The organism is Massilia putida, from assembly GCF_001941825.1.
Lineage (GTDB): Bacteria > Pseudomonadota > Gammaproteobacteria > Burkholderiales > Burkholderiaceae_D > Telluria > Telluria putida.
Genome location: NZ_CP019038.1, coordinates 1,471,399 through 1,498,398, shown reverse-complemented (window position 1 = coordinate 1,498,398; position 27,000 = coordinate 1,471,399). Strand labels below are relative to the sequence as shown.

Genomic DNA, 27,000 nt, shown 5'->3' with positions numbered 1-27,000 from the left:
GCGCAGCGAAGATGGGAGATATTGCCAAACGTATCGATTGCGACGTCCTCGTCGTGGGCGGCGGCATCAACGGCGCCGGCATCGCGCGCGACGCGGCGGGCCGCGGCCTGCGCGTCGTCCTGTGCGAAAAGGACGACCTGGCCCAGCACACCTCGTCCGCGTCCAGCAAGCTGATCCACGGCGGCCTGCGCTATCTCGAGCAATTTCACTTCGGGCTCGTGCGCAAGGCACTGGCCGAGCGCGAAGTGTTGCTCAAGAGCGCGCCGCACATCATCCGGCCGCTGCGCTTCCTGATGCCGCACGCGGCCGGTGCGCCTGGGCAGCGTCCGGGCTGGATGATCCGCGCGGGCCTGTTTCTCTACGATCACCTGGCGCCGCGCGACTTCCTGCCGGCGTCGAGTACCGTGTCGTTGCGCACGAGCCCGGCCGGTGCCGCCCTGCAGCCTCATTTCACGCGGGCGTTCGCCTATTCCGACGCGTGGGTCGACGACGCGCGCCTCGTCGTGCTGGCGGCGCTCGATGCGCGCGAGCGGGGCGCCACCGTCCTCACGCGCACGCGCTGCGCGCGGGTGCGGCGCGAGGGGAAGCGCTGGGATGTCGAGCTGCACGGGCCGGAGGCCCATGTCCACGTGCACGCCCGCTGTCTCGTGAACGCGGCGGGGCCGTGGGCGGCCAGCTTCCTGCAGGCGACGGGCGCCGGTCCGGCGCGAACGATGCGCCTGGTAAAAGGCAGCCACATCGTCGTGCCGCGCCTGTTCGACGGCGACCACGCCTACCTGCTGCAGCAGCCCGACGGCCGTATCGTGTTCGCGCTGCCGTACGAAGGCGTGTTCACGCTGGTCGGCACGACGGACGTCGACTACGATGCGCACGACCTGGACCGCGTCGCCATCAGCCCGGCCGAGACGGCCTACCTGTGCGAGGCCGTGAACCGCTGCTTCGAACGCCGCATCGAGCCGGAGGAGGTGGTGTGGAGTTATGCGGGCGTGCGTCCGCTGATCGACGACGGCGGTGGCAGCGCGTCGTCCGCCAGCCGCGATTATCGGTTCGAGCACGACACGGCAGGCGGCGCGCCGCTGCTGTCCGTGTTCGGCGGCAAGGTCACCACGTTCCGCAAGCTGGCCGAGCAGGCCGTCGACTGGATCGGCCCCGTGCTCGGCCGCCAGTTGCCGGCCTGGACCGCACATGCCTGCCTGCCCGGCGGCGATGTCTACGGCAAGGTGCCGATCGCGCGCGCGGTGCTCGAATACGACGCGTGGGTGCGCACGCGCCGCCAGCAATTTTCCTGGCTGCCGGAAGCGCTGCTGGTCCGCTACGCCCGCAGCTACGGCACGCGGCTGTCCACGCTGCTCGCGCATTGCCGTTCGCGCGCGGACCTGGGCGTGGAAATCGTGGCCGGCCTCTACGAGGTCGAGGCGGACTTCCTCGTGCGCCAGGAATGGGCCACGTGCGCCGACGACATCCTGTGGCGCCGCACGAAACTGGGCCTGCACGTGGCGCCGGGCGCGGCCCAGCGCCTCGATGCCTGGCTGGCCGCGCGGCGCCGCGGCCCGGTCACGGTGTCGTGATCGAACGCATCACTGCGCGTTCCTGGCGAGCCAGGCATCGATCTCCGGCAAGCGCGCCGTGTTCACCTGGATGCGGTCCTTGATGGCCGCGATGGCCGCCTCGACGTCGCCGCGCGAGGTCGGCGCCAGGTTCGCCTGCGCGTAGGCGGACAGTTTGCCGACCATCGCCGGATCCGACGACCCCATCGCAAGGCGCGCCACGTAGCGGCTGCGCGAGCTGGCGTCCACGCGTTCGTTGATCTTCGCGAGGTTGGCGACGGCGAAGTCGAACGCCAGGTCCGGATAGCGCGTCGCCACTTCCGAGATCATCGACGCGCTGACCGTCAGGCCCGGCTCGTCCGTGAGGGCCAGCTGCAGGGCGCGCATGGCGAGGGCGCGGTCTTCCGCCGTCGCGAGCAAGGTGTAGCGCTGGTCGCGCACGAGCGGGGTCGTCTCGCTGCGCGCGGCCGCGTGCAACTGGTCCCAGGTGGCCGCGTCCGCGTGCTGGGCGACGACGCCCATGACGGTCTTGCGCAGCGGGCCCGGCACGGCGGCAGCATCGGTCGCCAACGCGGCGTAGCGGCGGCGCGCTTCGGCGATGACGGTCGGGTCGCCCAGGTCGCTCAGCGTGACGACCAGGCGTTCGCGCAGATTCGCCACGGCCGACGGTTCACCCGGCCGCGCCGTCCAGCCGACCTGCGCCATCAGCGGCGCCAGGCGCGCGATCGCGAACGCGTCGAAGCGGCGCTGGCGCGTCGTATCGCCGCCGGCCGCCTGTTCGCGATAGCGTGAGTGCAAGCCGTCGAGCATGCCGGCAATGCGCGACCACACGGCCGGATCGGCGCCGGCCGGCGTCGCTTTCACGAGGTCGAGCACGTCCGACGCCGGTTGCAGGCCGGCCTGGCCCAGCGCGCTGCTGTCGGCCAGCAGGCCGGTCTGGTCGATCGGCGCCAGGCTGGCGAAGCGCTCGGCCAGTTGCGCGAAATCGGCCGACGTGTACAGCGTGCGGTAGTAGCCGCTCTGGCCCGCGTTGACGATGACGGCGCCGCACCCCGGCACCGTGATCGCGCCCTTGCCGCCGCTGACGAGCGTCGCCGCCTGCTTACCGTTGCCGGCGATTTGCGCGATGACGGGCACGCGCCAGGCGAGCGGCGTCTTGTCCGCGCGATCGCGCGTGAATTCCGCCTGCGTCAGCGGCACGGTCGTCATTCCGTTGCGGCACACCGGTTCGCCGACCTTGATCAGCGGGACGCCGGGCTGCAGCGTGAAATCGTGGGCGATCGCGGTCACGGGCTTGCCGGCCGCCTTTTCGATCTGCTTCCACAGGTCGTCCGACACCGTGTTGCCGTACGCATTGGCCTTCATGTACGCGCGCACGCCGTTTTTCCACGCGTTTTCGCCCACATACGCTTCCAGCATGCGGATCACGGATTCGCCCTTCGAATACGTGATCTCGTCGAACGCCTGGTTGGCCTGCTCCACGGTCGCCACATGCTGCACGACGGGGTGCGTGCCGGCGACGGAATCGCGGCGCATGGCGGTTTCGCGCACGTCGACGGCGCCCAGCTGGGTGTTCCACTCCGGATGCAGGCGCGCCGTCGTGCGGCTTTCCATCCACGACGCGAAGCCTTCGTTCAGCCACAGGTCGTCCCACCAGCGCATCGTCACGAGGTCGCCGAACCACTGGTGCGCCATCTCGTGCGCGGCCGTGGCGAAGATTTCCTCGCGGTCGTGCTGGGTCGCGATCGTGGGGTCGAGCAGCAGCGCGTATTCGAATGTGAAGATCGCGCCCCAGTTTTCCATCGCGCTGAAGAACTGGCTGCGGCCGGCGCCCGCCACGTTGTCCAGCTTGGGCAGCGGGTAGCGCACGCCGAAGTAATCGTTGTACTCGCGCAGGATGGCCTGCGATGCGTCGAGCGCGAACTTCGCCTGCGGCAGCGCGCCGCGGCGGGTGACGACGCCGACCTCGGTGCCTTCGACTTTTGCCGTGGCCCGTTCGAAGTCGTCGAGGGCGAAGAACAGCAGGTACGTTGACATCTTCGGCGTCGTCGCGAAACTCACGTGCTTGCGGCCGTCCGGCAGCGTTTCCGTTTTCGTCGCCGGCATATTGCTGACGGCCATCTGGCCTGCCGGCACGACGACGTCCAGCGCGAAGCTGGCTTTATAGGCCGGCTCGTCCCACGACGGCATCATGCGGCGCGCGTCCGAGTTCTCGAACTGCGTGTACAGCGCGCGCTGCGGCTTGCCGTCCGCGCCCGGATAGTCCAGCGAGAACAGGCCGACGGCCTGCGTGCCGATCACGCCCGTGTAGTCCAGCGCCAGGTGATAGATGCCGGGCGCCACGGGCGCCCCGAACGTGAACGTCGCGGTCTGCGCGTCGGCATCGACGGCGACCGCCGCGTCCCGTTCGGCACCGCCGGCGGCCGGGGTCAGCGTGACTTTCGAGAATGTCAGGTCGGCCGCGTTCAACGTGATCGTATTCGTGGCCTTGGCGACGATGATCGAGACGACGGCGCGTGCACGGAACGATGCGGCGGCGGCATCCGGCGTCAGCGACACCTGGTAATGGGTGGGGATGACACCGCGCGGCAATTGGGTCGTGGTGTCGACGCTGGCCGCCGCGCCGGCGTGCGCGCGGATGGGCGCGGCGCCGGCAGGCAGAGCCGCCAGCGCGAGGATAATGGCGGCGGAGATCAGGCTGCGTTGCATGGAATTCCTATCGAGTATGGTCGGAGGGCCCGCGCGACGCTCGCGATGGGCGCGCGCGGCCAATCCGGCAATCTACGGTCAATCGGCGCGCACTGTCAAATGAACAAGTGGCGAGGATCGGGTATGATCGGCGCCGATAACGAGCCGAGGAGATACGCATGAAACTGTACACGAGCAGCCGCGCCCCGAACCCGCGCCGCGTCCTGATGTTCATGGCCGAAAAAGGCATTGCCATCCAGACGGTGCAGGTCGACCTGGGCAAGGGCGAGCACCGCGACGAGGCGTTCATGGCGCTGAATCCGATGGCCCAGGTGCCCGTGCTGGCGCTGGACGACGGCCGCACGCTGGCCGAGACGCGCGCCATCTGCACCTACCTGGAGGGGACGCACCCCGACCCGAACCTGATGGGCGAGGGGTTCGAGGAACGCGCGTTCATCGAGATGATGGACCGGCGCTGCGAGCTGCAGCTGTTCCTGCGCATCGCCAACTGCATCCGCCACACGCATCCGGGCCTGGCCGCGCTGGAACAGCCGCAGTTCGGCGACTTCGGCGCGGCGCAGGGCGTGAAGGTGCGCGAGACGGCGCGCTGGCTCGACGGCGTGCTGGCGGACCGCGATTACGTGGCCGGCGACCGGTTCACGATCGCCGACATCACGGCGTTCTGCGCGCTCGAATTCGCGCGCGGGTTGATGAAGTTCCGGCCGACGGATGAAGGGCTCACGAATCTGCAGGGGTGGCGCGACCGGATCGCGCAGCGCCCGAGCGCGCAGGCCATCTAGCCCGACGTTCCCGCGAAAGCGGGAACCCATACCGAGCTTCGGGATGCGGTATCGCCGCGACTTCGGCCCCTCGGCATGAGGGAATAGTGCCGGGAGCACTGTTCCCGCGTGCGCGGGGATGACGATGACGGGCTATCCCACGCGCTTGTACCAAGGCCGATCCCCCTCGATCGCCTGGTACGTCCCCGCATGCGCATCCGACACGGCCAGCGGCCGGTCGAGACACAGCACGCCGAAGCGCGCCAGGCTGTCGTGGAACAGCCGCAGCACGCGCTGGCGCAGCACGGGACCGAAGTCGGACAGCGCGCCACTGCACAGGATCGCCTGGAATTCGTTGAACGACGCATCCGTCACGAGGCTGTACTGCGACCACGTGATGCGCCGGCGCAGCTGCGGCTGCAGGCGCGCGCGGCCGTCGCGCACTTCGAAGTACGTCGACAGCGCCGCGTGGCCGCCGCTGGCCGCGTAACGCGTCTGCGCGGTGTCCAGGTCGGCGACGGGCAGCCAGGCGTCCTGCATGTCGGCCACCAGTTCCTCGTTGGCGAGCGTCGCATGAATGTCCAGTTTGCCCAACACGCCTTCTTCCGCCAGCACGATGGCGAGCGTCCATGCCTCGCCCACGCCCGCGCATTCCGCGATCCAGACGCGGGGCAGGGGCCAGGCGCGCAGCGACGGCGCCAGCACGGTGCGCAGGCGCTGCGTGTGGGCCGGATTGTCGAACAGCGCGGCGGGCTTTGGCGCCAGCATGCGCAGCAGCGCGGACGCCACGGCCGGGTCATGCAACACCTTTTCCTGCAGGCCGGACAACGTGGACGCGCCGTGCGTGCGCATGGCCTCCGCGAGCCGGTGCCGCAGGGCGGGGCGATCGTAGGCGCGGAAATCGTGGCCGAAGCGCTGAAACAGCGCTTCCAGCAGCAGCTCCGTTTCCAGCTCCTCGATCGCCAGCCCGGCCGCCAGGCCGGTCCAGTTACTCGTCGCAGCCGTCATCAGTGCAGCCAAACCCGCATCATGGACAGCAGCTGGGCCACGTCGACCGGCTTGGTGATGTAGTCGGACGCGCCCGCGGCGATGCACTTGTCGCGGTCACCCTTCATCGCCTTCGCGGTCAGGGTGATGATCGGCAGCGACTTGAACTTCGGGATGCGGCGGATGGCGCGCATCGTGTCGTAGCCGTCCATCTCCGGCATCATGATGTCCATGAGGACGATCTCGATGGTCGGATCCTTCTCCAGCACCTCGATGCCGTCGCGGCCGTTCTCGGCGAAGAGCACCTGCATCTGCTGGCGCTCCAGCAGCGACGACAGCGCGAAGATGTTGCGCAGGTCGTCGTCGACGATCAAGACCTTGCGTCCCGCGAGGCCGCCGTCCGCCGCGTGGATCTCTTCCAGCATGCGGCGCTGCGTCTCGGGCAGGCTGGCCTGCGAGCGGTGCAGGAACAGCGCCGTCTCGTCGAGCAGGCGTTCCGGCGAGCGCGCGTCCTTGACGACGATGGTCTTGGCGTAGCGCTTGAGCTTCGTGACCTCCTTGCGCGACAGTTCCTGCGCCGTGTAGATCACGATCGGCAGGTCGCGCAGTTGCGGTTGCTTGCCGATCTGGTCGAGCAGGTCGAAGCCGGAGATGTCGGGCAGCGTGAGGTCCAGCACCATGCAGTCGAAGTGCTGCTGCGCGAGCGCTTCCAGCGCGGCCTTGCCGTCTTCCGCCGTCACGATGCGCACGTCGGAATCGCCGATCAGGCCCACGATCGATTCGCGCTGCGCCATGTCGTCCTCGACGACGAGCAACGAACGCTTGCCGCCCATGAGGAATTTCTGGATGCGCTTGAATTCCTCCTGCAGCATCTCGCGGCTGACGGGCTTGTTGATGTACGAAATGGCACCCTGGCGCAGCGCGCGTTCGCGCTCGCGCAGCGACGACATCACGTGCACCGGGATGTGGCGCGTGCTCGGGTCGCGTTTCAGGCGGTCGAGCACCGTGAAGCCGTCGATGTCGGGCAGGTCGATGTCGAGCAGGATCGCCGACGGCAGGTAGTCGCGCGCCAGCGACAGCGCGGAATCGCCGCGGTGCGTGACGATGCCCTTGAAGTTCTTTTCGCGGGCAAAGTCGAGCAGCGTCTTGGCGAAGCGCTCGTCGTCCTCGACGATCAGCACGGACGGGTCGCCCGGCACGATCAGGCCGCGGTCGTCCAGCATGGCCGCGTATTCGACGAGGCTGCCGGACGGGTCCGACACGGCCAGGCTCGTGACGGCGCGGCCGTCTTCGGCCGCGAGCTCCGTCTCCAGCAGCATCGTCGGCGCGGGGAGCGCGGATTGCGGCTGCGGCGGCGGGGCCAGGCGCGCCGGTTGCGGCTGGCGGGTCTGCTCGTAATTGATGAAGCCCGCGCGGTTGTACGGCAGGTACAAGGTGAACGTGGAGCCGACGTTGACCGTTGACTCTACCCTGATCTCGCCGCCCAGCAGGCGCGCCAGTTCGCGCGAGATCGACAGGCCCAGGCCCGTGCCGCCGTATTTGCGGGCGGTGGAACCGTCGGCCTGCTGGAATGCCTCGAAGATCAGCTGCAGCTTGTCGGCCGGGATGCCGACGCCGGTGTCGCGCACCGAGAACGCCAGCACGGCGTCGGCGTGCAGCAGGTGCGGGTGGTCGGCCGTCCAGCCGCTCGTCACGAGGCTGATCATCAGCGACACGTTGCCGTGGCTGGTGAACTTGAACGCGTTCGACAGCAGGTTTTTCAGCACCTGCTGCAGGCGCGTCGTGTCGGTCATGACGGCGGTCGGCAGGTTGTCCGCCAGCTCCACCGTGAAGCCAAGGTGCTTCGCTTCGGCCATGTGGCGGAACGTGCGGTCCACGTAGTTGCGCAGGTTCGAGAAGCGGTATTCCGACACGTCCAGCGTGACGGTGCCGGACTCGATCTTCGACAGGTCGAGAATGTCGTTAATGAGGGTCAAGAGGTCGGAGCCGGAGCCGTGGATGGTCTTCGCGAATTCCACCTGCTTGGACGACAGGTTGCCTTCCGGGTTGTCGGACAGCTGCTGCGCGAGGATCAAGAGGGAGTTCAACGGCGTGCGCAACTCGTGCGACATATTGGCCAGGAACTCGGACTTGTACTTGGAGGACAGCGCCAGCTGGGTCGCTTTTTCTTCCAGCGCCAGCTTCGCCTGTTCCACCTCGCGGTTCTTGCGCTCCACCTCGATGTTCTGCTCGGACAGCAGGCGCGCCTTTTCCGCCAGCTCCTGGTTCGTCTGCTGCAGTTCCTGCGCCAGCGACTGCGACTGGGTCAGCAGCGATTCCGTCCGGCTGTTCGCCTCGATGGTGTTCAGCACGACGCCGATGGATTCCATCAGCTGGTCGAGGAACGACAGGTGGGTTTCCGTGAAGCGGTCCAGCGACGCGATCTCGATGACGGCCTTGACCTGCTGTTCGAACAGGATCGGCAGCACCACGATGTTGTTCGGCGGAGCGGAGCCGAGGCCGGACGACACGACGATGTAGTCGCGCGGGACGTCCGTCAGCCAGATGCGGGTCTTCTCCAGCGCGCACTGGCCGACGAGGCCTTCGCCCGGCAGGAACGACGTCGGCAGCTTGCGGCTGGAGCGGTAGCCGTACGAGGCGATCATGCGCAGGCGCGCATCGGCTTCCTGCGAATCCATCATGTAGAACACGCCGTGGTGCGCCGAGACGAGCGGTGCCAGTTCGGACAGGATCAGCTTCGTCACGGCCTGCAGGTCGCGCTGGCCCTGCAGCAGGCGGGTGAAGCGCGCCAGGTTGGTCTTCAGCCAGTCCTGCTGCGCGTTCTTCTGGGTCGTCTCCTTCAGGTTGCGGATCATCTCGTTGATGTTGTCCTTCAGGTACGACACCTCGCCGCGCGCTTCCACCTGGATGGAACGGGACAAGTCGCCGCGCGTCACCGCCGTCGCGACCTCACCGATCGCGCGCATCTGGTTGGTCAGGTTTGCCGCCAGCTGGTTGACGTTCTCCGTCAAGTCCTTCCACGTACCCGCGACGCCGGACACGTTCGCCTGGCCGCCGAGCTTACCTTCCGTACCCACCTCGCGCGCCACGCGGGTCACTTCCGATGCGAACGACGACAGCTGGTCGACCATCACGTTGATGGTGTCTTTCAGCTCCAGGATCTCGCCCTTCACGTCCACCGTGATCTTCTTCGACAGGTCGCCGCGCGCCACGGCGGTGGTCACCGCCGCGATGTTACGCACCTGGCCCGTCAGGTTCGACGCCATGAAGTTCACGTTGTCGGTCAGGTCTTTCCAGGTACCGCCGACGCCCGGCACATACGCCTGGCCGCCGAGCTTACCTTCCGTGCCGACCTCACGCGCCACGCGGGTGACCTCCGATGCGAACGAGGACAGCTGGTCCACCATCACGTTGATGGTGTTCTTCAGTTCGAGAATCTCGCCCTTCACGTCCACCGTGATCTTCTTCGACAGGTCGCCGTTCGCCACGGCGGTCGTCACTTCCGCGATGTTACGGACCTGCGCCGTGAGGTTACCCGCCATCGAGTTCACGCCGTCGGTCAAGTCCTTCCACGTACCCGCGACGCCCGGCACGTTCGCCTGGCCGCCCAGCTTACCTTCCGTACCGACCTCGCGCGCCACGCGGGTCACCTCGGACGCGAAGGAGTTCAGCTGGTCCACCATCACGTTGATGGTGTTCTTCAGTTCGAGAATCTCGCCCTTCACGTCCACCGTGATCTTCTTCGACAAGTCGCCGTTCGCCACGGCGGTCGTCACGTCCGCGATGTTACGCACCTGGCCCGTGAGGTTACCCGCCATCGAGTTCACGGAGTCGGTCAAGTCCTTCCATGTGCCCGCGACGCCTTTCACGACCGCCTGGCCGCCGAGTTTACCTTCCGTACCGACCTCCCGTGCGACGCGGGTCACCTCCGATGCGAACGAGGACAGCTGGTCCACCATCACGTTGATGGTGTTCTTCAGTTCGAGAATCTCGCCCTTCACGTCCACCGTGATCTTCTTCGACAAGTCGCCGTTCGCGACCGCGGTCGTCACGGCCGCGATGTTACGCACCTGGCCCGTGAGGTTGGACGCCATGAAGTTCACGTTGTCGGTCAAGTCCTTCCACGTGCCCGCGACGCCCGGCACATACGCCTGGCCGCCGAGCTTACCTTCCGTACCGACCTCCCTCGCCACGCGCGTCACCTCGGACGCGAAGGAACGCAGCTGGTCCACCATCACGTTGATGGTGTCCTTCAGCTGCAGGATCTCGCCGCGCACGTCCACGGTGATCTTCTTCGACAAGTCGCCGTTCGCCACGGCGGTCGTCACCTCCGCGATGTTACGCACCTGCGACGTGAGGTTACCCGCCATCGAGTTCACGGAGTCCGTCAGGTCCTTCCACGTACCCGCGACGCCCGGCACGTAGGCCTGGCCGCCGAGCTTACCTTCCGTACCGACTTCCCGCGCCACGCGCGTCACCTCGGACGAGAACGACGACAGCTGTTCCACCATCGTGTTCGCGGTGGTCGCCGCGCGCAGGTACTGGCCCTTGAGCGGGTGGCCGTCCACTTCCAGCGCCATCGTCTGCGACAGGTCGCCTTTCGCCACGGCGCCGATGACGCGCGCCATTTCCGTCGTCGGGCGCACCAGGTCGTCGATCAGCGTATTGACCGAGCTGATGATGGTGGACCAGCCGCCCACGACGCCCGGCACGGACGCGCGCTGCGTCAGATGGCCCTCGCGGCCGACGACGCGCGACACTTCGGTGACCGCCTCGACCATTTTTTCCTTGGTCTCGATGATGTCGTTCAGGGTGTCGGCGATCTTGCCGGACACGCCGGTCCAGTCGGACGGCATGCGCACGGAGAAGTCACCCTTTTTCAGTGCCATCAGCGTGGAAAGCAGCAGCTTGACATCGAGCTGTTCAGCCATGTCGGTCATATTATTCATTGACTAAAATTCCTCGATTAGGAAGGTACGGAAGGGCATCGCGCGCATGTTTTAGGACAACGCGTATTGTTAAATGTCTAGAAAAGCAAAGATACTCTGGTGTCGGGTCAAGTCAAGCATTGACGGGCGCCGCTCGGCTAAAGTGTTACAGATTCTCTATAAACTTGCATTTTTGAAATTTTAAATGGACAATTCGCGCGAGGATAATCGAAAATTGTCGAGACTGGCGCACGATTGGATGGCAGGCCGGGTTGACCCGTGTATCAGAACGACAACTGAGCAAAAGCTATAGCTCTGCCATAATGAATAAAAGACTAATTTTTCGTGCTTTTTGGTTACAACTCAACTAGCATATCGGATGTCATTACATCCACTACGTCAACAGCGCGAGGCAGCCATGAAGACCGTTGATTTGGACGAGTTGTTACATACCGACACCGCGTCCAGTTGGGGCGAAGCGCTGTTTGCCCTGGGGCGGCAATATGGATTCGACAAGGTCTTGTTCGGAATGTCGGGCTCGCGCCATGCGCGCCTGGAGAACGCATTTATCCAAAGCAACTATCCGACGAAGTGGCGCGAACGTTACGACGCCGAGCGGTTCGCCTATGTCGACCCCGTCGTCAGCCATTGCCTCGCAACCACCTTGCCGCTGATCTGGCATCCGGACATCTTCCGCAGCCCGGCCCAGCGCGCGTTGTACGAGGAAGCGTGCAGCCACGGCATCCGCGCCGGCGTCACGTTTCCCATCCACGGTCCGAACGGGGAATTCGGGCTGCTGAGTTTTGCCGCCGACACGGCGGCCGACGGCGCGTTCCTGCGCGACGTGTCGAGCATGCTGCCGGATCTGGCGCTGGTGCGTGATTATGCGTTCGCGTCGGGCGTGCGGTTCTGCCCGCCGCCGACGCAAGAGGCGGCGCCGCGCCTGACCCCGCGCGAGCTGGAAGTGCTCAACTGGGTCATGGTGGGCAAATCGTCGTGGGAGATTTCAAAAATCACCGGCTGCTCCGAGGCGACGGTGAACTTCCATATGGGGAATATCCGCCAGAAGTTCAACGTCAACACCCGGCAACAGGCGGTTGTGAGAGCAATTTCCTTAGGGCTGATTACCCCAGAAGATCACCATCGTTGAGCTTGCCGTTGACATACAGCTTCAACAGCAGTGCGACCGGGGCCGGAATGGCCAGACCCGTTTCGAAGCGGCTGCCGCTGGATTGAGTGACGCCAAAACGACCCCAGAATTTCTCCTGGCTCTCGCGTTTGCTGATCCGATATTTCTTCAGATCGCTGATTGAGGGCGCCAGGGAGACGGGCGGTTTCATCAGGGTACCTGCCAATGGTTCCCGCAGGCTTGCTTCGGTAACGAAATCATTAGCCATCGCCGCTCCTCCATGGAAAGATGTGTGAGAAACAAGTATTCCATGCAACATTCATTTAGCGTCCTAGCAACCCTGCTAGTTCCCTGCCACGTCTCTCGGTAAATAAGCGCGAATAACCGCCGGTTACCATCGAAAAAGGCCACGGGCCGTATCAACCGTGCTGGGTTACTTGAGCTGGCTCAACAGGAATGTATATGTCAGCGCCCACATCGTCGCCGTCTGTTCGTTGTTGGCGGCGCCGGCATGACCGCCTTCGGTATTTTCCCAATACAAGACATCGTGACCCTGTTCCCGCATCAGCGCCGCCATCTTGCGCGCGTGACCAGGGTGGACGCGGTCGTCGCGCGTGGACGTCGTGAACAGTACGCGCGGATAGCGTTTGTCGGCCGCGACGTTCTGGTAGGGGGAATATTTGGCGATATACGCCCACTCGTCCGGCTCGTCCGGATCGCCGTATTCCCCGATCCAGGAAGCGCCGGCCAGCAGTTCGTGGTAGCGGCGCATGTCCAGCAGGGGCACCTGGCAGGCGACGGCCCCGAACAGGTCCGGCCTTTGCGTGAGCGCCGCGCCGACGAGCAGGCCGCCGTTGCTGCCGCCCATGATGCCCAGGTGGCGCGGCCGCGTGATGCCCCGGCGGATGACGTCCTCGGCGACGGCCAGGAAATCGTCGAACGCCTTCTGGCGGTTTTCCTTGAGCGCGGCCTGGTGCCAGCGCGGGCCGAATTCGCCGCCGCCGCGGATGTTCGCCAGCACGTACACGCCGCCCTGCGCCAGCCACGCTTCGCCCGTCACGCCGCTGTAGAAGGGCGTCAGCGACACTTCGAAGCCGCCGTAGCCGTACAACAGCGTGGGATGCGTGCCGTCCAGCGGCGCGTCCTTGCGCATCACGACGAAATACGGGACGCTTGTCCCGTCCGGCGAGCGCGCCGAGAACTGGCTGACGGCGTACGGTGCCGCGTCGAAGAACGCCGGCATGGATTTCAGGACCTCGCGTTCGTCGCCGCCGGCTTCCATCAGGTACAGGCTGCTCGGCGTAAGGAAGTCGGTGACGGTGAGGAAGACCTGGTCCGACGCGTATTCGTCGACGGCGGACACGTGCAGCGCACCCATCGCCGGGGCGGCCACGTCGCGCCGCCGCCAGCCGCCTTCCGCGCGTCGCCACTCGACAATGCGGTTCTTGACGTTGTCGAGGATGGTGAGGAACAGCGAGCCGCGCGTGGCCGCGATGCCGTCCAGCGACGTCGTCGGCGACGGTTCGAACAGGACGTCGAAGTCGCGGCTGCCTTCCATGAAGCGGTCGAAACCGATCGCCAGCAGGGCGCCCTGCGGCCACGTCTTGCCGCCGGTCGTCCAGTCCGAGCGCAGTTCGACGATCAGCTGGTCGCGCAGCGCGAACGCGTTGGCATCCTCCGGCTTGTCGATGGGCGTGAGCGTGCCGCCGGCCGGATCGCGCAGGAACAATTCGCTGCTGTAGAAATCGATCTGGCGCAGGACGAACTGGCGCTCGAAGCCGGGTGTCGGATCTTGCCAGGCGGAGGCCGACAGGTCGTCCGGTTGCGCCGCATAGACGAGCGTGGCGTCTTCCAGCGGCGTGCCGCGCCGCCAGGCCTTGACGATGCGCGGGTAGCCCGACGCCGTCATCGAGTCGGGCCCGAAGTCGGTGGCGACGAATAGTGTGTCGGCGTCGATCCAGCCGGCGCTCGTCTTCGCTTCCGGCAGCGTGAAGCCCTCTGGCACGAAGGCGCGCGTCGCCACGTCGAATTCGCGCACGACGTGGGCATCGCCGCCGCCGCGCGACAGCGAGACGAGGCAGCGCGTGCCGTGCGGTTCCAGGAAGGTCACGCCGGCCCAGACCCAGTTTTCCGATTCGTCCCGCGCGAGGGCGTCCAGGTCCAGCACGGTTTCCCAGGCGGGCAGCGGTTTGCGGTATTCGGTGAGCAGGGTGCGGCGCCAGATGCCGCGTTCATGGTCGGCGTCGCGCCAGAAATTATAGAAGCTGCCGTCGTGGTGGCCGATGTACGGGATGCGGTCGCGCGAATCGAGGATCGTCTTGAGCCGCGCGCGCAGCGGCGCGTAGCCGGGCAGGGCGGTCAGTTCGCGCTCGCTTTCGCGGTTGCGTTCGCGCACCCAGTCCAGGGCGCGGTCGGAATCGACATCTTCCAGCCACAGCCAGGGGGCGCGATTGTCATTATTTGTTTCGCGCATATGCGTTCCTTATTGTTGAGCTCGCCATTTCGTCCGGATTCGAACATACTAGCAAACATCTAAAAATTGCCGTACGACAATACTCATTGTCACATCCTGGACCTGTCCACATGGCTGACATCGCATCGCGCAACACGGAAAGGACGGCCGCGCTGTGGACCGGCAGCGTCGCACTGGCCCTGGCGGCCGGCGCCGGTCTGTACCTGGGCGCGGCGCATACGGTCGCGGTCGACGCGCAGGCGCGCTTCGATCACCTGGCAAGGAGCGGCCGCCAGCAGCTGGATGGCGCCGTGCACTCGTACGCGGACGTCGTGCGCGGACTGGCCGGCCTGTTCCACTCGAACGGCGGACTGGCCTCGCGGCTGCAGTTCCACCGCTACGTCGAGACGCTCGGCGTGGCCGAACACTATCCGGCGCTCGAGTCGATCAATTTCGCGCAGTACGTCGAGGACGGCGCGCGCGACGCGTTCGTCGCCGCCGTGCGCGCGGACCGCAGTCTCGATCCGGCCGGCTATCCCGATTTCTCGATCCGGCCCGCCGGACGCCGTCCGACCTACACCGTGCTGACGTATCTGGAGCCGCAGCTGCCCGAAAAATCCGGTGTGGACCTGGCGGCCGGCGCGCCCGCCGCCGTGCAGACATTGGCCCGCGCGCGCGACAGCGGACGCATGGCGGCATCCGGCAAGCCCGTCGTCGTGGAGCATCCCGTGCGCCACCTGGGCCTCGGCCTGCGCATGCCCGTCTACCGCACGCCGGCGGGGAGCGCCATCCCGCTCGACGTCGAGGGCCGGCGCGCGGCCTATGCGGGCTCGGTCGGTATCGGCTTTTCCATTCCGGCCTTGGTGCGGGGCGCGCTGCAGGGCCGCGAAACGGAACCCGTGGCGCTGCAGCTGTACGCGGCGGCGGACAGCCGCGCGACCGGACCGCTGCGCGTGAGCGGAGCGGACAACCTGCTGTACGACGGCGCGCCGCCGGCGCTCGGCCGCGCGGACGACCTGCTGGAAACCGTGCTGCCCGTGCGCTTCGACGACAATCTGTGGAAGGCCCGCTTCGTCGCCCGCCGCGCCGACCTGGTCGGCGGATTCGGCCGCGTATTCCCGTGGCTGGCGGGGGCGGGCGGCTTCGCCGCGACCCTGCTGGTGGTTGCGCTGTTCTTCAATCTGGCACGGTCGCGCCGGGCGGCCGTGGAGCAGCGTCGGTTGCTCGACCTCGTGCTCGACAACGTCGACGCCTACGTCTACCTGAAAGACCGCGACCGCCGCTACCGCTACGTCAATGCGAAGATGGCGGCTGCCTGCGGTTTGCCGGCCAAGGACATCATGGGCCGGCGCGACCGCGACGTGATGCCCCCCGCGCAGGCCGACGCGCTGTGGGCGCTGGACCGCCCCGTGCTCGAACTGGGCGAAAAGCGCGCCGTGCGGAACGCCTTCGCCGGCGCCGACGGGGCCGTGCGCCAGTTGTGGAGCGTGACGGTGCCCGTGCACGCCGACGGCGAGGTGGACGCCGTGCTGTGCGTGTCGACCGACGTCACGGAACTGCACGCGCTGCAGGCCCGGGCCGACGCGGCCAGCCGCGCCAAGAGCGACTTCCTGTCGAACATGAGCCACGAGATCCGCACGCCGATGAACAGCATCATCGGCATGGCTTATCTCGCCCGCAAGCACGCGGAAGAACCCCGCCAGCGCGACTACCTGGACAAGATCCACCACGCGGCGCAGCACCTGCTGGGCATCATCAACCACATCCTCGACTTTTCCCGTATCGAGGCCGGCAAGGTCGAGCTGGAACTGCTCGACTTCACGCTGGACGCGCTGACGCACAACCTCGCCGGCCAGCTCGCCGTGCAGGCGGCCGCGCGCGGCCTGACGCTGGACTTCGACGTGGCGCCCGAGCTGCAGCGGCCCCTGCGCGGCGATCCGCTGCGCCTCGAACAGGTTTTGCTGAATTTCGTCGGCAACGCCATCAAGTTTTCCGAGCAGGGTACGATCCACGTGCGCGCCCGCGCCCTGCGCACGGTCGGCGCCGATCTGCTCGTGCGCTTCGACGTCGAGGACCACGGCATCGGCATCGCGCAAAACGACCTGGCGCAGCTGTTCACGCCGTTCCACCAGGCCGACCCGTCGACGACGCGGCGCCACGGCGGCACGGGCCTGGGCCTCGTCATCAGCAAGCAGCTGGCGGAGCTGATGGGTGGGACGGTCGGCGTGACGAGCACGCCGGGGCAGGGCAGCACGTTCTGGTTCACGGCGCGCCTGCAGCCGGTGCCGGCCGCGCAGCCCGCGGGCGCGGCGCAGCAGGCGGCGTCCGGCGCGCTGGCCGGCGTGACGATGCTGCTCGTCGAGGACAACGCGTTCAACCAACAGGTGGCGCGCGAGCTGCTCGAGGATGCCGGCGCTCATGTCATCGTCGCCGATCACGGCGCCATGGCGCTCGAGCGGCTGGCCGAACGCCCCGTCGACTGTGTCTTGATGGATGTGCAGATGCCCGTGATGGACGGCATCGACGCCACGCGCCGCATCCGGCAAGACCCGCGCTACGCGGACCTGAAGGTGATCGCGCTGACGGCGAACGCGGGACTCGACGACCAGGCCCGCTGTCTCGCGGCAGGCATGGATGAATTCCTGACGAAGCCCGCGGCGCCCGAGACGCTGATCGCGACGATCGCGCGGGTACTCGGCCGCCACGTGCGGCGGCCTTCGGGCACGGGCGACGGCGCGCGGCGCGACAGCATGCTGCTCGACGTGGGCGTGCTGTCCGACGCGTTCGGCGGCCAGGCCGAGCGGATGCGCAAATACGCGTTCCTGTTCCTGGACGCGGCGCGCGACGGCATGCACGAGATCGAGCGCGCGCTGGCCGCGCAGGAACCGGCGCGCGCGGCCGCCGTCGCGCACCGGCTGAAATCGTCGGCGCGCACGGTCGGGGCGCTGGGGTTCGGCGACCTGTGCGCCGAGCTGGAGCGCCAGGTCGAACCGGGCGCGCTGGCCCGGGCGCGCACGCTGGCGGCGCGGCTGCGTGGCTTGCAGTCGCGGCTGGAACGCCACATCCACGCCGAACTGGGCGCGCGCCAGCAGGATCATCAGGCCTGAACACTCGACAGCTCTACCGCCGGACGGCCGGAAGTAGTATGCTGCGCGAGTCTTCCCGTCACGTCTCGCCATGCCATCCCCGATCCGCCCCGGCCTTCTCATCCTGCACGGCAACCAGATGGAATTGCTGCGCGCCGCCGTCTTCGACTGGCTGCGCGACAATCCGCTCGGTCCGCTGGAGGAAGAGATCATGCTCGTCCAGTCCAACGGCGTGGCCGAGTGGCTCAAGATCGCGCTGGCGGAAGAACTGGGCGTGTGCGCGGCCACGCGCGTGGCGCTGCCGGCGCGCTTCCAGTGGGAAGCCTACCGCGGCATGCTGGGCCCGGAACGGGTGCCGCGCCGCTCGCCGTTCGACAAGGACGCCCTCACGTGGCGCCTCATGCGCCTGCTGCCCGAGGTGCTGGAGAAGGAAAAATTCGAACCGCTGCGCCACTTCCTGAACGACGGCGACGCCGAACGCCGCCTGCAGCTGGCCGAACGCCTCGCCGACCTGTACGACCAGTACCAGGTCTACCGCGCCGACTGGCTCACGGATTGGGCCGACGGCATCGATCAACTGCGCCGTCCCGGCGGCGACCCCGTGCCGCTCGCGCCCGACCAGTGCTGGCAGGCGCAGCTCTGGCGCGAGATCCACGCGAGCCTGCCGCCCGAGCGGCGCTGGTCCGGCCGCGCGACGATCCACCAGCAGTTCATGGCGGCCGTGCTGGAAGACCGCCCACCCGTGCTCCGGCTGCCGCGCCGCGTGATCCTGTTCGGCATGTCGACCCTGCCGTACCAGACGATCCAGGCGATGGCCGGCCTGTCGAGCCACACGCAGGTGCTGCTGGCCGTGCCGAATCCATGCCGGTTCTATTGGGGCGACATCATCGAAGGCCGCGAGCTGCTGCGCGCCGCCTATAAACGCCAGCAGCACCGCAACGGCAGCGACCTGTCCGAGATCCCCGTCGAGCAGCTGCACGCGCACAGCCACCCGCTGCTCGCGAGCTGGGGACGCCAGGGCCGCGACTTCGTGCGCATGCTGGACGAATTCGACAACGGCGAGGGCGCGCAATTCGGCAACCTGCGCATCGACCTGTTCTCCGACGAGGAAGGCGACAGTCTGCTCGGCCAGGTGCAGGCCGCCGTGCGCGACCTGCTGCCGCTGTCGGAACATCCGCACACGCCGCCGCCGCCCGACGACCGCTCGATCGAGTTCCACATCGCCCACAGCGCCCAGCGCGAGGTCGAGGTCTTGCACGACCAGCTGCTGTCGTGGTTCGCGCAGGAGCGCGACGATCCCTTGCGGCCGCGCGACGTCGTCGTGATGGTGCCCGACATCGAGACCTTCTCCGCGGCCGTGCACGCCGTGTTCGACCAGCACAAGCGCAGCGACCCGCGCTACATCCCGTTCGAGATCGGCGACGTCAAGGACCGGAGCAGGAACCCGCTGCTCGTCGCGCTGGAATGGCTGCTGCGCCTGCCGCAGCAGCGCTGCCGCCAGAGCGAGGTGCGCGACCTGCTGGACGTGCCGGCGCTGGCAAGCCGTTTCGGACTGATTGATGCGGACCTGCCGATCCTCGGCCACTGGATCGAAGGCGCCAGCGTGCGCTGGGGCCTGGACCAGCGCCACCGCGCGGGGTTGGGCCTCGGGTCCGCCGGCGAGCAGAATTCCTGGCTGTTCGGCGTGCGCCGCATGCTGCTCGGCTACGCGACCGGCCACGGCGCGAGCTTCCGCGACATCGAACCGTATCCGGAAGTGGGCGGGCTCGATGCGGCGCTGGCCGGCTCGCTGGCCGAGCTGGTGGAAGCGCTGCTGGCCTGGCGCGAGGATCTCGACCGTACCTTGCGTCCGATGGAATGGGGGCAGTGCGCGCGCGCGTTGCTGGCCCGCTTCTTCCGCGCGACGAACGAGGAAGACCGCCTGATGCTGCACCAGCTGGAAGAAGCGCTGCAGTGCTGGCTGGAGATCTGCGAGAACGCGCTGTTCGACGAACCGGTGTCGCTCGCGGTGATGCGGGAAGCGTGGCTCGGCCAGCTGGACCAGCCGGCGCTCTCCCACCAGTTCGTGTCCGGCGGCGTCACGTTCTGCACCCTGATGCCGATGCGCGCCGTGCCTTTCCGCGTCGTCTGCCTGCTCGGCATGAACGACGGCGACTTCCCGCGCCGCGGCCACCAATCCGACTTCGACCTGCTCGCGCTGCCGGGTCTCGGCCGCCCGGGCGACCGTTCGCGCCGCGACGACGACCGCTACCTGATGCTGGAAGCCGTGCTGGCCGCGCGCGAAAAGCTGTACGTCAGCTGGGTGGGCCGCAACGTGCGCGACAACACGGAGCAGCCGGCGTCCGTGCTCGTGTCGCAGCTGCGCGATTACCTGGCCGCCGGCTGGGACCTGGACCTGGCCGAACGCACGACGGTGCACGCGCTGCAGCCGTTCTCGCGCCGCTATTTCGAGCGGGGCGGCCTGCTCACGTATGCGGGCGAGTGGCGCTCGGCGCACGGCACGGATGCGGCGCTCGCCGGCGGCGCGCTTGATGCCGATCCTTTGCCCCCGTTCGAGCTGGACGAGGATTACCGCCTCACTCTGGGCGAACTGGCGAGCTTCCTGCGCCAGCCGGCGCGCTTCTTCTTCCGCCGCCGTCTCGGCGTGACGTTCACGGACCTGGACGTCGTCGGCGAGGACGAGGAACCGTTCTCGCTCGATGCCCTCGACCGCTACTTTCTGGAAGATACGTTGTTGGATGACAGCGGCACGCCGGAGGCCCCCGGCGAAGTGCGCCAGGTGCTGGAGACGCGCGCGGCGCGCCTGGCGCGCGAAGGCGTGCTGCCGATCGGTCTCGTCGGCCGCCAGTGGCAGCAGCAGCTCGTCGACGACCTCGTCCCCGTGCGCCGCGCGTGGCTGGCCGCGGGCAGCCGTTATCCGCGCCCGGCGACCAAGCTCGTCGTCAGCGTGGACGTCGGCGGACTGCGCATCGAGGACTGGATCGACCGCCTGCGCAGCAACGACGAGGACACGGTGTGGCTGCTGCAGATGTCGTCGAAAGTCCTGGACCGCAAGGGCGAGCCGCGCGGCGACAAATTGATCGGCCCGTGGCTGCGCCAGCTGGCCGCCGCCGCGATGGGCGAACGGGTGGGCGGCGTGCTGGTCGCGCGCGACGCGAGCCTGGCGATGGCGCCGCTGGACCGCAGCGCAGCGCTCGCCCAGCTGGAGACGCTGGTGGCGCTGTGGCGCTCGAATCTCGACCGGCCGCTGCCCGTCGCGTGCAAGACGGCGCTCGCGCATTTCGCCGGCGGCGATGCGCGCGAGACGTATGACGGCGGCTTCGAGATCGACGGCGAAGTGACGGACCCGTGCCTCGCGCGCCTGTGGCCGGAGTTCTCGCTGTTGCGCGCTGCCGGCGGCTGGCCGCTCGTGGCGGAGGCGTTGTACGGTCCCCTCGTCGCCTGGCTGAAGGACAGTGTGACGGTGACGCGCTTCGACGGAGACGCGCCATGAGCCAGCTGCTCGACGCCCTGAGCTTCCCGCTGCACGGTTCGCGCCTGATCGAGGCCAGCGCCGGCACGGGCAAGACGTGGACCATCGCCGCGCTCTACCTGCGCCTCGTGCTGGGCCACGGCGGCGCGGACGGTTTCCTGCGTCCGCTGATGCCGCCCGAGATCCTCGTGATGACGTTCACGCGCGCCGCCACGCGCGAGCTGTCGAACCGCGTGCGCGAACGGCTCGTGCAGGCGGCCGCATGCTTCCGCGGCGAAGCCGACGCGGACGATCCTTACCTGGAAGCGCTGGCCGACGCGTACGACGACGAGGCGTCGCGCCTCGTGGCAGCGCACCGCCTCGTGCTGGCGGCGGAGACGATGGACGAAGCGGCCATCTTCACGATCGACGCGTGGTGCCAGCGCATGCTGCGCGAGCACGCGTTCGACAGCGGCAGCCTGTTCGACGAAGAACTCGTCAGCGACGAGCGCGCGCTGTTCGAGGACGCCGCGCACGATTACTGGCGCCAGCACGTGTACCCGCTGTCCGGCGCGGCGTTGACGAGCCTCCTGTCCTGCTGGAGCGATGTCGAGGCCCTGAAGCGGTCGGTGTTCGAGCTGGTGCGGCGGGCCGGCCGCCTGGACGACGGCAGGGAGCGCCCGCTGGGCGACGTCATCGAGGAAGCGGAACGCGCGCAACGCCACGAGCTCGCGAGGCTGAAGGATGGCTGGCATGCGCGCGCCGCTGCGATGGAATCGTGGATCGCGGCGCAGCGCGGCGCGAATCCGAAAGCGTTCAACGGCAACAAGATGCGTCCCGACTCGCTGGCGAAAGCGTTCGACGCGCTGCGCCGCTGGGCCGGCGACCCGCAAGCGCACTATCCGCAACTCACCGACGCGCTGTGGCAGCGCTTGACGCCGGCCGGCATCGTCGACGCGTTCAGCAAGGACTACGATGCGCCCGTGCCCGAATGCTTCGAGCACACCGAAGCGTTGAAAGCCGGGCTCGACGCCATCGCGCCCGTGTCCCATGCGCTGCTGCGCCACGCCGCCTGCGCCATCGCGCACCGCATGGCGGAACTGAAACGCCGCAACCGCCAGTTCGGTTTCGCCGACATGCTGGCCCGCTTGAAGGATGCGCTGGAGGGGCCGAACGGCGAGGCGCTGCGCAGGCGCATCCTCGACCAATATCCGGTGGCGATGGTCGACGAATTCCAGGACACGTCGCCCGACCAGTACCGCATCTTCGATCTGCTCTATCGCGTGGCCGACAACGACCCGGCGCGCGGCCTGTTCCTCATCGGCGATCCGAAACAGTCGATCTACGGCTTCCGCGGCGCGGACATCCACAGCTATCTGTCGGCGCGGCGGGCCACGAGCGGCCGCCACTACCAGCTGGGGACGAACTACCGCTCGACGCGCCAGCTCGTCGAGGCGGTGAACCAGCTGTTCCGCCACGCGGAGGGCAACTACGCGGCCGGCGCGTTCCGGTTCCGCAAGGGCGACGAGAATCCGCTGCCGTTCGAGGCCGTCGATGCGGCGGGGCGCAAGCAGCGGCTCGTCGGCGTGGACGGTCCGTTCCAGGCGCTGGCCGTCGGCATGGCGGAGATTGACGACATGCGCATGGACGACTACCGCGAATTCTTCGCCCAGCACTGCGCCGAACACATCGTCCGCCTGCTGAACGATCCGCGCGCCGGCTTCGAGGACGATGCGGGCCGCTTCACGCGCCTGATGCCGGCCGATATCGCGATCCTCGTGCGCGACCGGCGCGAAGCGGCGGCCGTTAGGCGCGCGCTCATGCAAAGAAAGGCCGCCAGCGTCTACCTGTCCGACCAGGACTCGGTCGTCGAAAGCATCGAAGCGCGCGACGTGCTGCGCTGGCTGCAGGCCGTGGCGAACCCGCTCGACGTCACGCTCGCGCGCGCCGCGTTCGCCACCGCGACCTGCGCGCTGCCGCTGGCGGAACTGGCGCAGCTGGCGAGCGACGAACTGGCGTGGGAGGCGCGTGTCGAGCAGCTGAAGTCCCTGCACCAGTCCTGGCAGCGCCAGGGCGTGCTGGCGATGCTGCGCCGCTTCATCCACGAACTCGGCCTGCCCGCGAAGCTGCTCGGGGCGGCGGGCGGCGAGCGCCGGCTGACCAATCTGCTGCACCTGGCCGAGCTGCTGCAGGAAGCGAGCCGCGAGCTGGATGGCGAGCAGGCCCTGATCCGCTGGTTCGCCGAGCAGGTCGAAGGCATGGGCGAGGGCGGCGACGAACGCGTGCTGCGGCTGGAGTCCGACGCGGAACTGGTCAAGGTCGTCACCGTCCACAAATCGAAGGGTCTCGAGTATCCGCTCGTGTACCTGCCGTTCGCCGTCACCGCGCGCAAGACGGACCGCCGCAACCGCGCGTTCTTCGAATACGTGGAAGACGATGGCGAGCGCCGCATCGACCTCGCGCTGTCCGACGCGGCATTGGCCGCCGTCGACCGCGCGCGCCTGGAAGAAGACCTGCGCCTGTTGTATGTGGCGCTGACGCGGGCCCGCCATTTCCTGTGGCTCGGCGTCGCGGCCGTGGCGGCGCGCAAGAAGGGCGAGAACCAGCTGCACGAATCGGCGCTGGGTTATCTGCTGACGGGCGGCACGCCGGTGCTTGCTACCGCCGTGCGCGAGCGGTGGGAGCTGCTCCGCGGCGGCGTCGACGGCATCGAGGTGCACGCGCTGGCCAGCCCGGACGGCTGCACGATGCTGCGCCGGACCGACGCGCGGCCGGACCTGGTGGAGCCGCCGCGGTTCGAAGCGCGCTTCGAGCGCAACTGGGCCGTGGGCTCGTTCACGTCGCTGACGAAAAACACCGTGGCGGCGCCGCCGCCCACGCGCCCGCAGGAAGAGAACCTGCTGGAGGAAGAAGACCCGGGCGTCGTGCTTGTGGCGCACAGCGAGGACGCGCCCTGGCACCGCTTTCCGCGCGGCGCCGGCCCCGGCAACTTCCTGCACGAGCAACTCGAATGGATGGCGCAGGAGGGCTTCGGCCAGGTCGACGATGAAGGTTTCCGCGGCCGCCTCGCGCAGCGCATCCAGCGCGCCGGCTGGGGCAACCGCCTGGACGACGCGCTCGCGTGGCTGCGCATGATCGCCGTGACGCCGCTGCCGCCCGTCGGCTGTGCGCTGGCCGATATCGACGCGCCCCTGGCCGAGATGGAATTCTGGTTCCCCAGCCGCCAGCTGGACGTGGCCGCGCTGGACCGCCTGTGCCGCCGCCGCATGCTCGGGAATACCCCGCGGCCGATCCTGCCGGAACGCCAGCTGCATGGCATGTTGAAGGGTTTCACGGACCTCGTGTTCGAATGCCACGGCCGTTACTGGGTGCTCGACTACAAATCGAACGCGCTCGGGCCGGGCGATACCGCGTACACGCAGGCCGCGATGGCGGCCGGCATGGCCGAGCACCGTTACGACATCCAGGGCGCGATCTACATGCTGGCCGTGCACCGCCTGCTGCGCGCACGTTTAGGCAGCGACTATTCGCCGCACGAGCATCTGGGCGGCGCCGTCTTCCTGTTCCTGCGCGGGATCGGCAACCCGGCCACGCACGGCTGCTATCTGCTCGAGCCGGACCTGGAGCTGCTGGACGGCCTCGATCGCCTGCTGGGAAAGGACGAGCATGAAGCTTGATGCGACGCTGGATGCGACGGCATTCTGGGCCGAGGTCGAACGCCTGACCGAGGCGGGCGAACTGCGCCGCCTGTCCGGCGTGTTCGCCCGCTTCGTGTCGACCCTGGGCACGGCGGCGTGCGCCCGTTCGACGCCGCTGCTGCTGGCAAGCCTCGTGCTGTCCGAACTGGAAGGCCGCGGCCACAGTTGCCTCATGCTGGACGACCTCGTGGGCGACCCGGCCGGGCTGCTCGGCTGGGCGGACGAGGACTGGAAGGCACTGTCGCGCGCCGCGAAACCGCTGCCGCGCGGCGTGAAGGGCTGGATTGCGCAACTGGCCGCATGCGAACAGGTATGGCGCGTGGGCGACTTCGATTACGACCAGCCGCTCGTGCTGGACGACAGCCGCCTGTACCTGCGCCGCTACTGGCGCGACGAGACGCTCGTGGCCACGTGCGTGCGCACGCGCGCGCAGGAGCGCCGCGACGTCGACATCGACCAGGCCCGCACCTGGCTGGAAGCCCTGTTCGGCGCCCAGCGCGCGGGCGAATCGCCGGACTGGCAGCGCATCGCCTGCGCGGTGGCGCTGCGCGGCGCGTTCGCCATCATCACGGGCGGTCCGGGCACCGGCAAGACGTATACGGTGGCGCGCCTGCTGGCGCTGTTGTTCGCGACGGCGCCGGATGCCGCGCGCCAGCGCATCGCGCTTGCCGCGCCGACGGGCAAGGCGGCGGCGCGCCTGAAGCAATCGATCGACAAGGCGCTGGGCGAGCTGGCCGACCGCGTGGGCGGCGCGCTGCCGCTGCGCGAACTCACAAGCAGGATGAGCGCCGCGCGTACCCTGCACAGCCTCCTGGGCGCGCGGCCGGACACGCGCAGCTTCGCCCACCACCGCGGCAATCCGCTCGACGTCGACGTGCTGATTGTCGACGAGGCGTCGATGGTGCACCTGGAAATGATGGCGTCGCTGCTGGACGCGCTGCCCGCGGGCGCGACCTTGATCCTGCTGGGCGACAAGGACCAGCTGGCGTCCGTGGAAGCGGGCGCCGTGCTGGGCGACCTGTGCCACGACGCGCAGGCCGGCCGCTACGACACCGGCACGCTGGCCTATGTGCGGGCGACCAGCGGCGAAGCGATTCCGGAGGAATTCGCCGGCGACGGCGGCCCGCTCGCCCAGCAGACCGTGATGCTGCGCCACAGCCGCCGGTTCGGCGGCCCGATCGGCAAGCTCGCGCTGGCCGTCAACGCGGGCGACGTCGACGGCGCCGCCGCCGCGCTGCGCGCGCCGGACGCCGCCGGCGTGCTGCGCTGGATCGACCACGCCCACCAGCACCATGTCATTCAACTGGCGATCGACGGCTACCGGCCGTACCTGGAACTGCTGCGCGCCGGCAGCGGCCAGGATGGCCAAGGCAGCCACGAAGACTGGGTGCGCGCCGTGCTGCAGCGCTTCGAAGCGTTCCGCGTGCTGTGCGCGGTGCGCGAAGGCGAGTGGGGCGTCGAAGGCTTGAACGACGCCATCGAACAGCGCCTCGCGCACGCGGGGCTGATCGTGCGCGGCGACTGGTATGTGGGGCGGCCCGTCATGGTCACGCGCAACGACTACCCGACGAAGACGTTCAACGGCGACATCGGCCTCGCGCTGACCGACCCGGCGCGTCCCGGCTCGCTGCGCGTGTGGTTCCTCGAAGGCGACAACGTGCGCAGCGTGCTGGCCACGCGGCTGCGCCACGTCGAGACGGCGTATGCGATGACGGTGCATAAATCGCAGGGCTCGGAATTCGCGCACACCGTGCTGGCCCTGCCGAAAGAAGGGGGCGCCGTGCTGGCGCGCGAGCTGGTCTACACGGGCATCACGCGCGCGAGCCGGCAATTCACCCTGACGACGCCGGCGCCGGCCGTGCTGGGCGAAGCGATCCTGCGGCGCACGCACCGCGCCAGCGGGCTGCGGGGGATGGTGGAGCGATAACCGAGGAGGTCACATGGGCAGCGATTGCAGGCACTTTCATGAGATCGTAACGCGCGAGGGCAATACCGGCGGCTGCGAGGAATGCCTCAAGATGGGCGACACCTGGGTGCACCTGCGCGTCTGCCTGACGTGCGGCCACGTGGGCTGTTGCGACGACTCGAAGAACAAGCACGCGACGAAGCATTTCCATGCGACGAGCCATCCGGCGATCCGCTCCAAGGAGCCGGGCGAGACGTGGGGCTGGTGCTACGTGGACCGGATCGTCAAGGACCCGGTCTAGACGACGCTCGTGCGCCAGCGCGTCCCGCCTGGCCCGGCACGACAACCG

The 27,000-nt window shown here is 68.2% G+C and carries 13 protein-coding genes; 8 read left to right on the top strand and 5 right to left on the bottom strand.

Translation table 11 applies throughout. The annotated features are described in order from the left end of the window. Positions 1-11: 11 nt before the first annotated feature. Entirely contained in the window at positions 12-1,568 is a 1,557-nt protein-coding gene (gene glpD, locus BVG12_RS08885) for a glycerol-3-phosphate dehydrogenase (RefSeq protein ID WP_075792076.1), read from the top strand. A 9-nt stretch (positions 1,569-1,577) separates the two neighbouring features. On the opposite strand, the gene BVG12_RS08880 is transcribed toward glpD, so the two are convergent. After that, complete coding sequence (locus BVG12_RS08880; protein ID WP_075792075.1) at positions 1,578-4,256, bottom strand: M1 family metallopeptidase; 2,679 nt, start codon at positions 4,254-4,256, stop codon at positions 1,578-1,580. A 158-nt stretch (positions 4,257-4,414) separates the two neighbouring features. Between BVG12_RS08880 and BVG12_RS08875 the strand changes: the two genes are divergently transcribed. Next, positions 4,415-5,035, top strand: coding sequence for a glutathione S-transferase family protein (locus BVG12_RS08875; RefSeq protein WP_075792074.1), 621 nt, complete (start codon positions 4,415-4,417; stop codon positions 5,033-5,035). Positions 5,036-5,167: 132 nt separating this feature from the next. Here BVG12_RS08875 and BVG12_RS08870 read toward each other — a convergent pair whose 3' ends face one another. Both BVG12_RS08870 and BVG12_RS08865 read right to left on the bottom strand, forming a co-directional pair. Continuing rightward, positions 5,168-6,022 (bottom strand): CheR family methyltransferase, encoded by an 855-nt coding sequence (locus tag BVG12_RS08870; RefSeq protein ID WP_075792073.1) that lies wholly within the window; start codon positions 6,020-6,022, stop codon positions 5,168-5,170. Then, positions 6,022-10,950 carry a response regulator gene (locus BVG12_RS08865; protein ID WP_075792072.1) on the bottom strand — a complete coding sequence of 1,643 codons (4,929 nt, stop codon included), beginning with the start codon at positions 10,948-10,950 and terminating at the stop codon, positions 6,022-6,024. The genes BVG12_RS08870 and BVG12_RS08865 overlap by 1 nt, the downstream gene beginning before the upstream one ends. Before the next feature lie 397 nt (positions 10,951-11,347). Here BVG12_RS08865 and BVG12_RS08860 point away from each other — a divergent pair, with 397 nt between their 5' ends. Next, a complete protein-coding gene (locus BVG12_RS08860; RefSeq protein ID WP_075792071.1) occupies positions 11,348-12,079 on the top strand; it encodes a helix-turn-helix transcriptional regulator in 732 nt (243 codons plus the stop codon). Here BVG12_RS08860 and BVG12_RS08855 read toward each other — a convergent pair. Together BVG12_RS08855 and BVG12_RS08850 are read right to left on the bottom strand one after the other, a co-directional pair. After that, positions 12,054-12,269: a helix-turn-helix domain-containing protein gene (locus BVG12_RS08855; RefSeq protein ID WP_179966281.1), complete on the bottom strand. Its 216-nt coding sequence runs from the start codon at positions 12,267-12,269 to the stop codon at positions 12,054-12,056. The two genes, BVG12_RS08860 and BVG12_RS08855, sit on opposite strands and share 26 nt — an antisense overlap. 222 nt (positions 12,270-12,491) lie before the next feature. Further along, positions 12,492-14,531, bottom strand: a complete 2,040-nt coding sequence (locus BVG12_RS08850) for a prolyl oligopeptidase family serine peptidase (protein ID WP_156895594.1) — start codon at positions 14,529-14,531, stop codon at positions 12,492-12,494. A 110-nt stretch (positions 14,532-14,641) separates the two neighbouring features. On the opposite strand from BVG12_RS08850, the gene BVG12_RS08845 reads away from it, so the two are divergent. From BVG12_RS08845 to BVG12_RS08825, 5 genes are all read left to right on the top strand, one after another. After that, entirely contained in the window at positions 14,642-17,617 is a 2,976-nt protein-coding gene (locus BVG12_RS08845) for a CHASE domain-containing hybrid sensor histidine kinase/response regulator family protein (protein ID WP_075792069.1), read from the top strand. 70 nt (positions 17,618-17,687) lie between these two features. Further along, entirely contained in the window at positions 17,688-21,089 is a 3,402-nt protein-coding gene (gene recC, locus BVG12_RS08840; protein ID WP_075792068.1) for an exodeoxyribonuclease V subunit gamma, read from the top strand. Further along, positions 21,086-24,724, top strand: a complete 3,639-nt coding sequence (recB, locus tag BVG12_RS08835) for an exodeoxyribonuclease V subunit beta (RefSeq protein ID WP_075792067.1) — start codon at positions 21,086-21,088, stop codon at positions 24,722-24,724. Before recC ends, recB begins: the two co-directional genes overlap by 4 nt. Next, the gene (gene recD, locus BVG12_RS08830) at positions 24,714-26,672 is read left to right on the top strand and encodes an exodeoxyribonuclease V subunit alpha (protein WP_075792066.1); all 1,959 of its coding nucleotides are present in this window, start codon (positions 24,714-24,716) and stop codon (positions 26,670-26,672) included. Before recB ends, recD begins: the two co-directional genes overlap by 11 nt. A 13-nt stretch (positions 26,673-26,685) precedes the next feature. Next, the gene (locus BVG12_RS08825) at positions 26,686-26,952 is read left to right on the top strand and encodes a UBP-type zinc finger domain-containing protein (RefSeq protein ID WP_075792065.1); all 267 of its coding nucleotides are present in this window, start codon (positions 26,686-26,688) and stop codon (positions 26,950-26,952) included. Positions 26,953-27,000 lie beyond the last annotated feature (48 nt).

What these genes read in the sequence shown, in the direction of transcription:
- BVG12_RS08850 (WP_156895594.1), bottom strand. Translation starts at nt 14,531, where the DNA reads ATGCGCGAAACAAATAATGACAATCGCGCCCCCTGGCTGTGGCTGGAA.
- BVG12_RS08845 (WP_075792069.1), top strand. Translation starts at nt 14,642, where the DNA reads ATGGCTGACATCGCATCGCGCAACACGGAAAGGACGGCCGCGCTGTGG.
- recC (WP_075792068.1), top strand. Translation starts at nt 17,688, where the DNA reads ATGCCATCCCCGATCCGCCCCGGCCTTCTCATCCTGCACGGCAACCAG.
- glpD (WP_075792076.1), top strand. Translation starts at nt 12, where the DNA reads ATGGGAGATATTGCCAAACGTATCGATTGCGACGTCCTCGTCGTGGGC.
- BVG12_RS08855 (WP_179966281.1), bottom strand. Translation starts at nt 12,269, where the DNA reads ATGAAACCGCCCGTCTCCCTGGCGCCCTCAATCAGCGATCTGAAGAAA.
- BVG12_RS08880 (WP_075792075.1), bottom strand. Translation starts at nt 4,256, where the DNA reads ATGCAACGCAGCCTGATCTCCGCCGCCATTATCCTCGCGCTGGCGGCT.
- BVG12_RS08870 (WP_075792073.1), bottom strand. Translation starts at nt 6,022, where the DNA reads ATGACGGCTGCGACGAGTAACTGGACCGGCCTGGCGGCCGGGCTGGCG.
- recB (WP_075792067.1), top strand. Translation starts at nt 21,086, where the DNA reads ATGAGCCAGCTGCTCGACGCCCTGAGCTTCCCGCTGCACGGTTCGCGC.
- BVG12_RS08875 (WP_075792074.1), top strand. Translation starts at nt 4,415, where the DNA reads ATGAAACTGTACACGAGCAGCCGCGCCCCGAACCCGCGCCGCGTCCTG.
- BVG12_RS08825 (WP_075792065.1), top strand. Translation starts at nt 26,686, where the DNA reads ATGGGCAGCGATTGCAGGCACTTTCATGAGATCGTAACGCGCGAGGGC.
- BVG12_RS08860 (WP_075792071.1), top strand. Translation starts at nt 11,348, where the DNA reads ATGAAGACCGTTGATTTGGACGAGTTGTTACATACCGACACCGCGTCC.
- BVG12_RS08865 (WP_075792072.1), bottom strand. Translation starts at nt 10,950, where the DNA reads ATGAATAATATGACCGACATGGCTGAACAGCTCGATGTCAAGCTGCTG.
- recD (WP_075792066.1), top strand. Translation starts at nt 24,714, where the DNA reads ATGAAGCTTGATGCGACGCTGGATGCGACGGCATTCTGGGCCGAGGTC.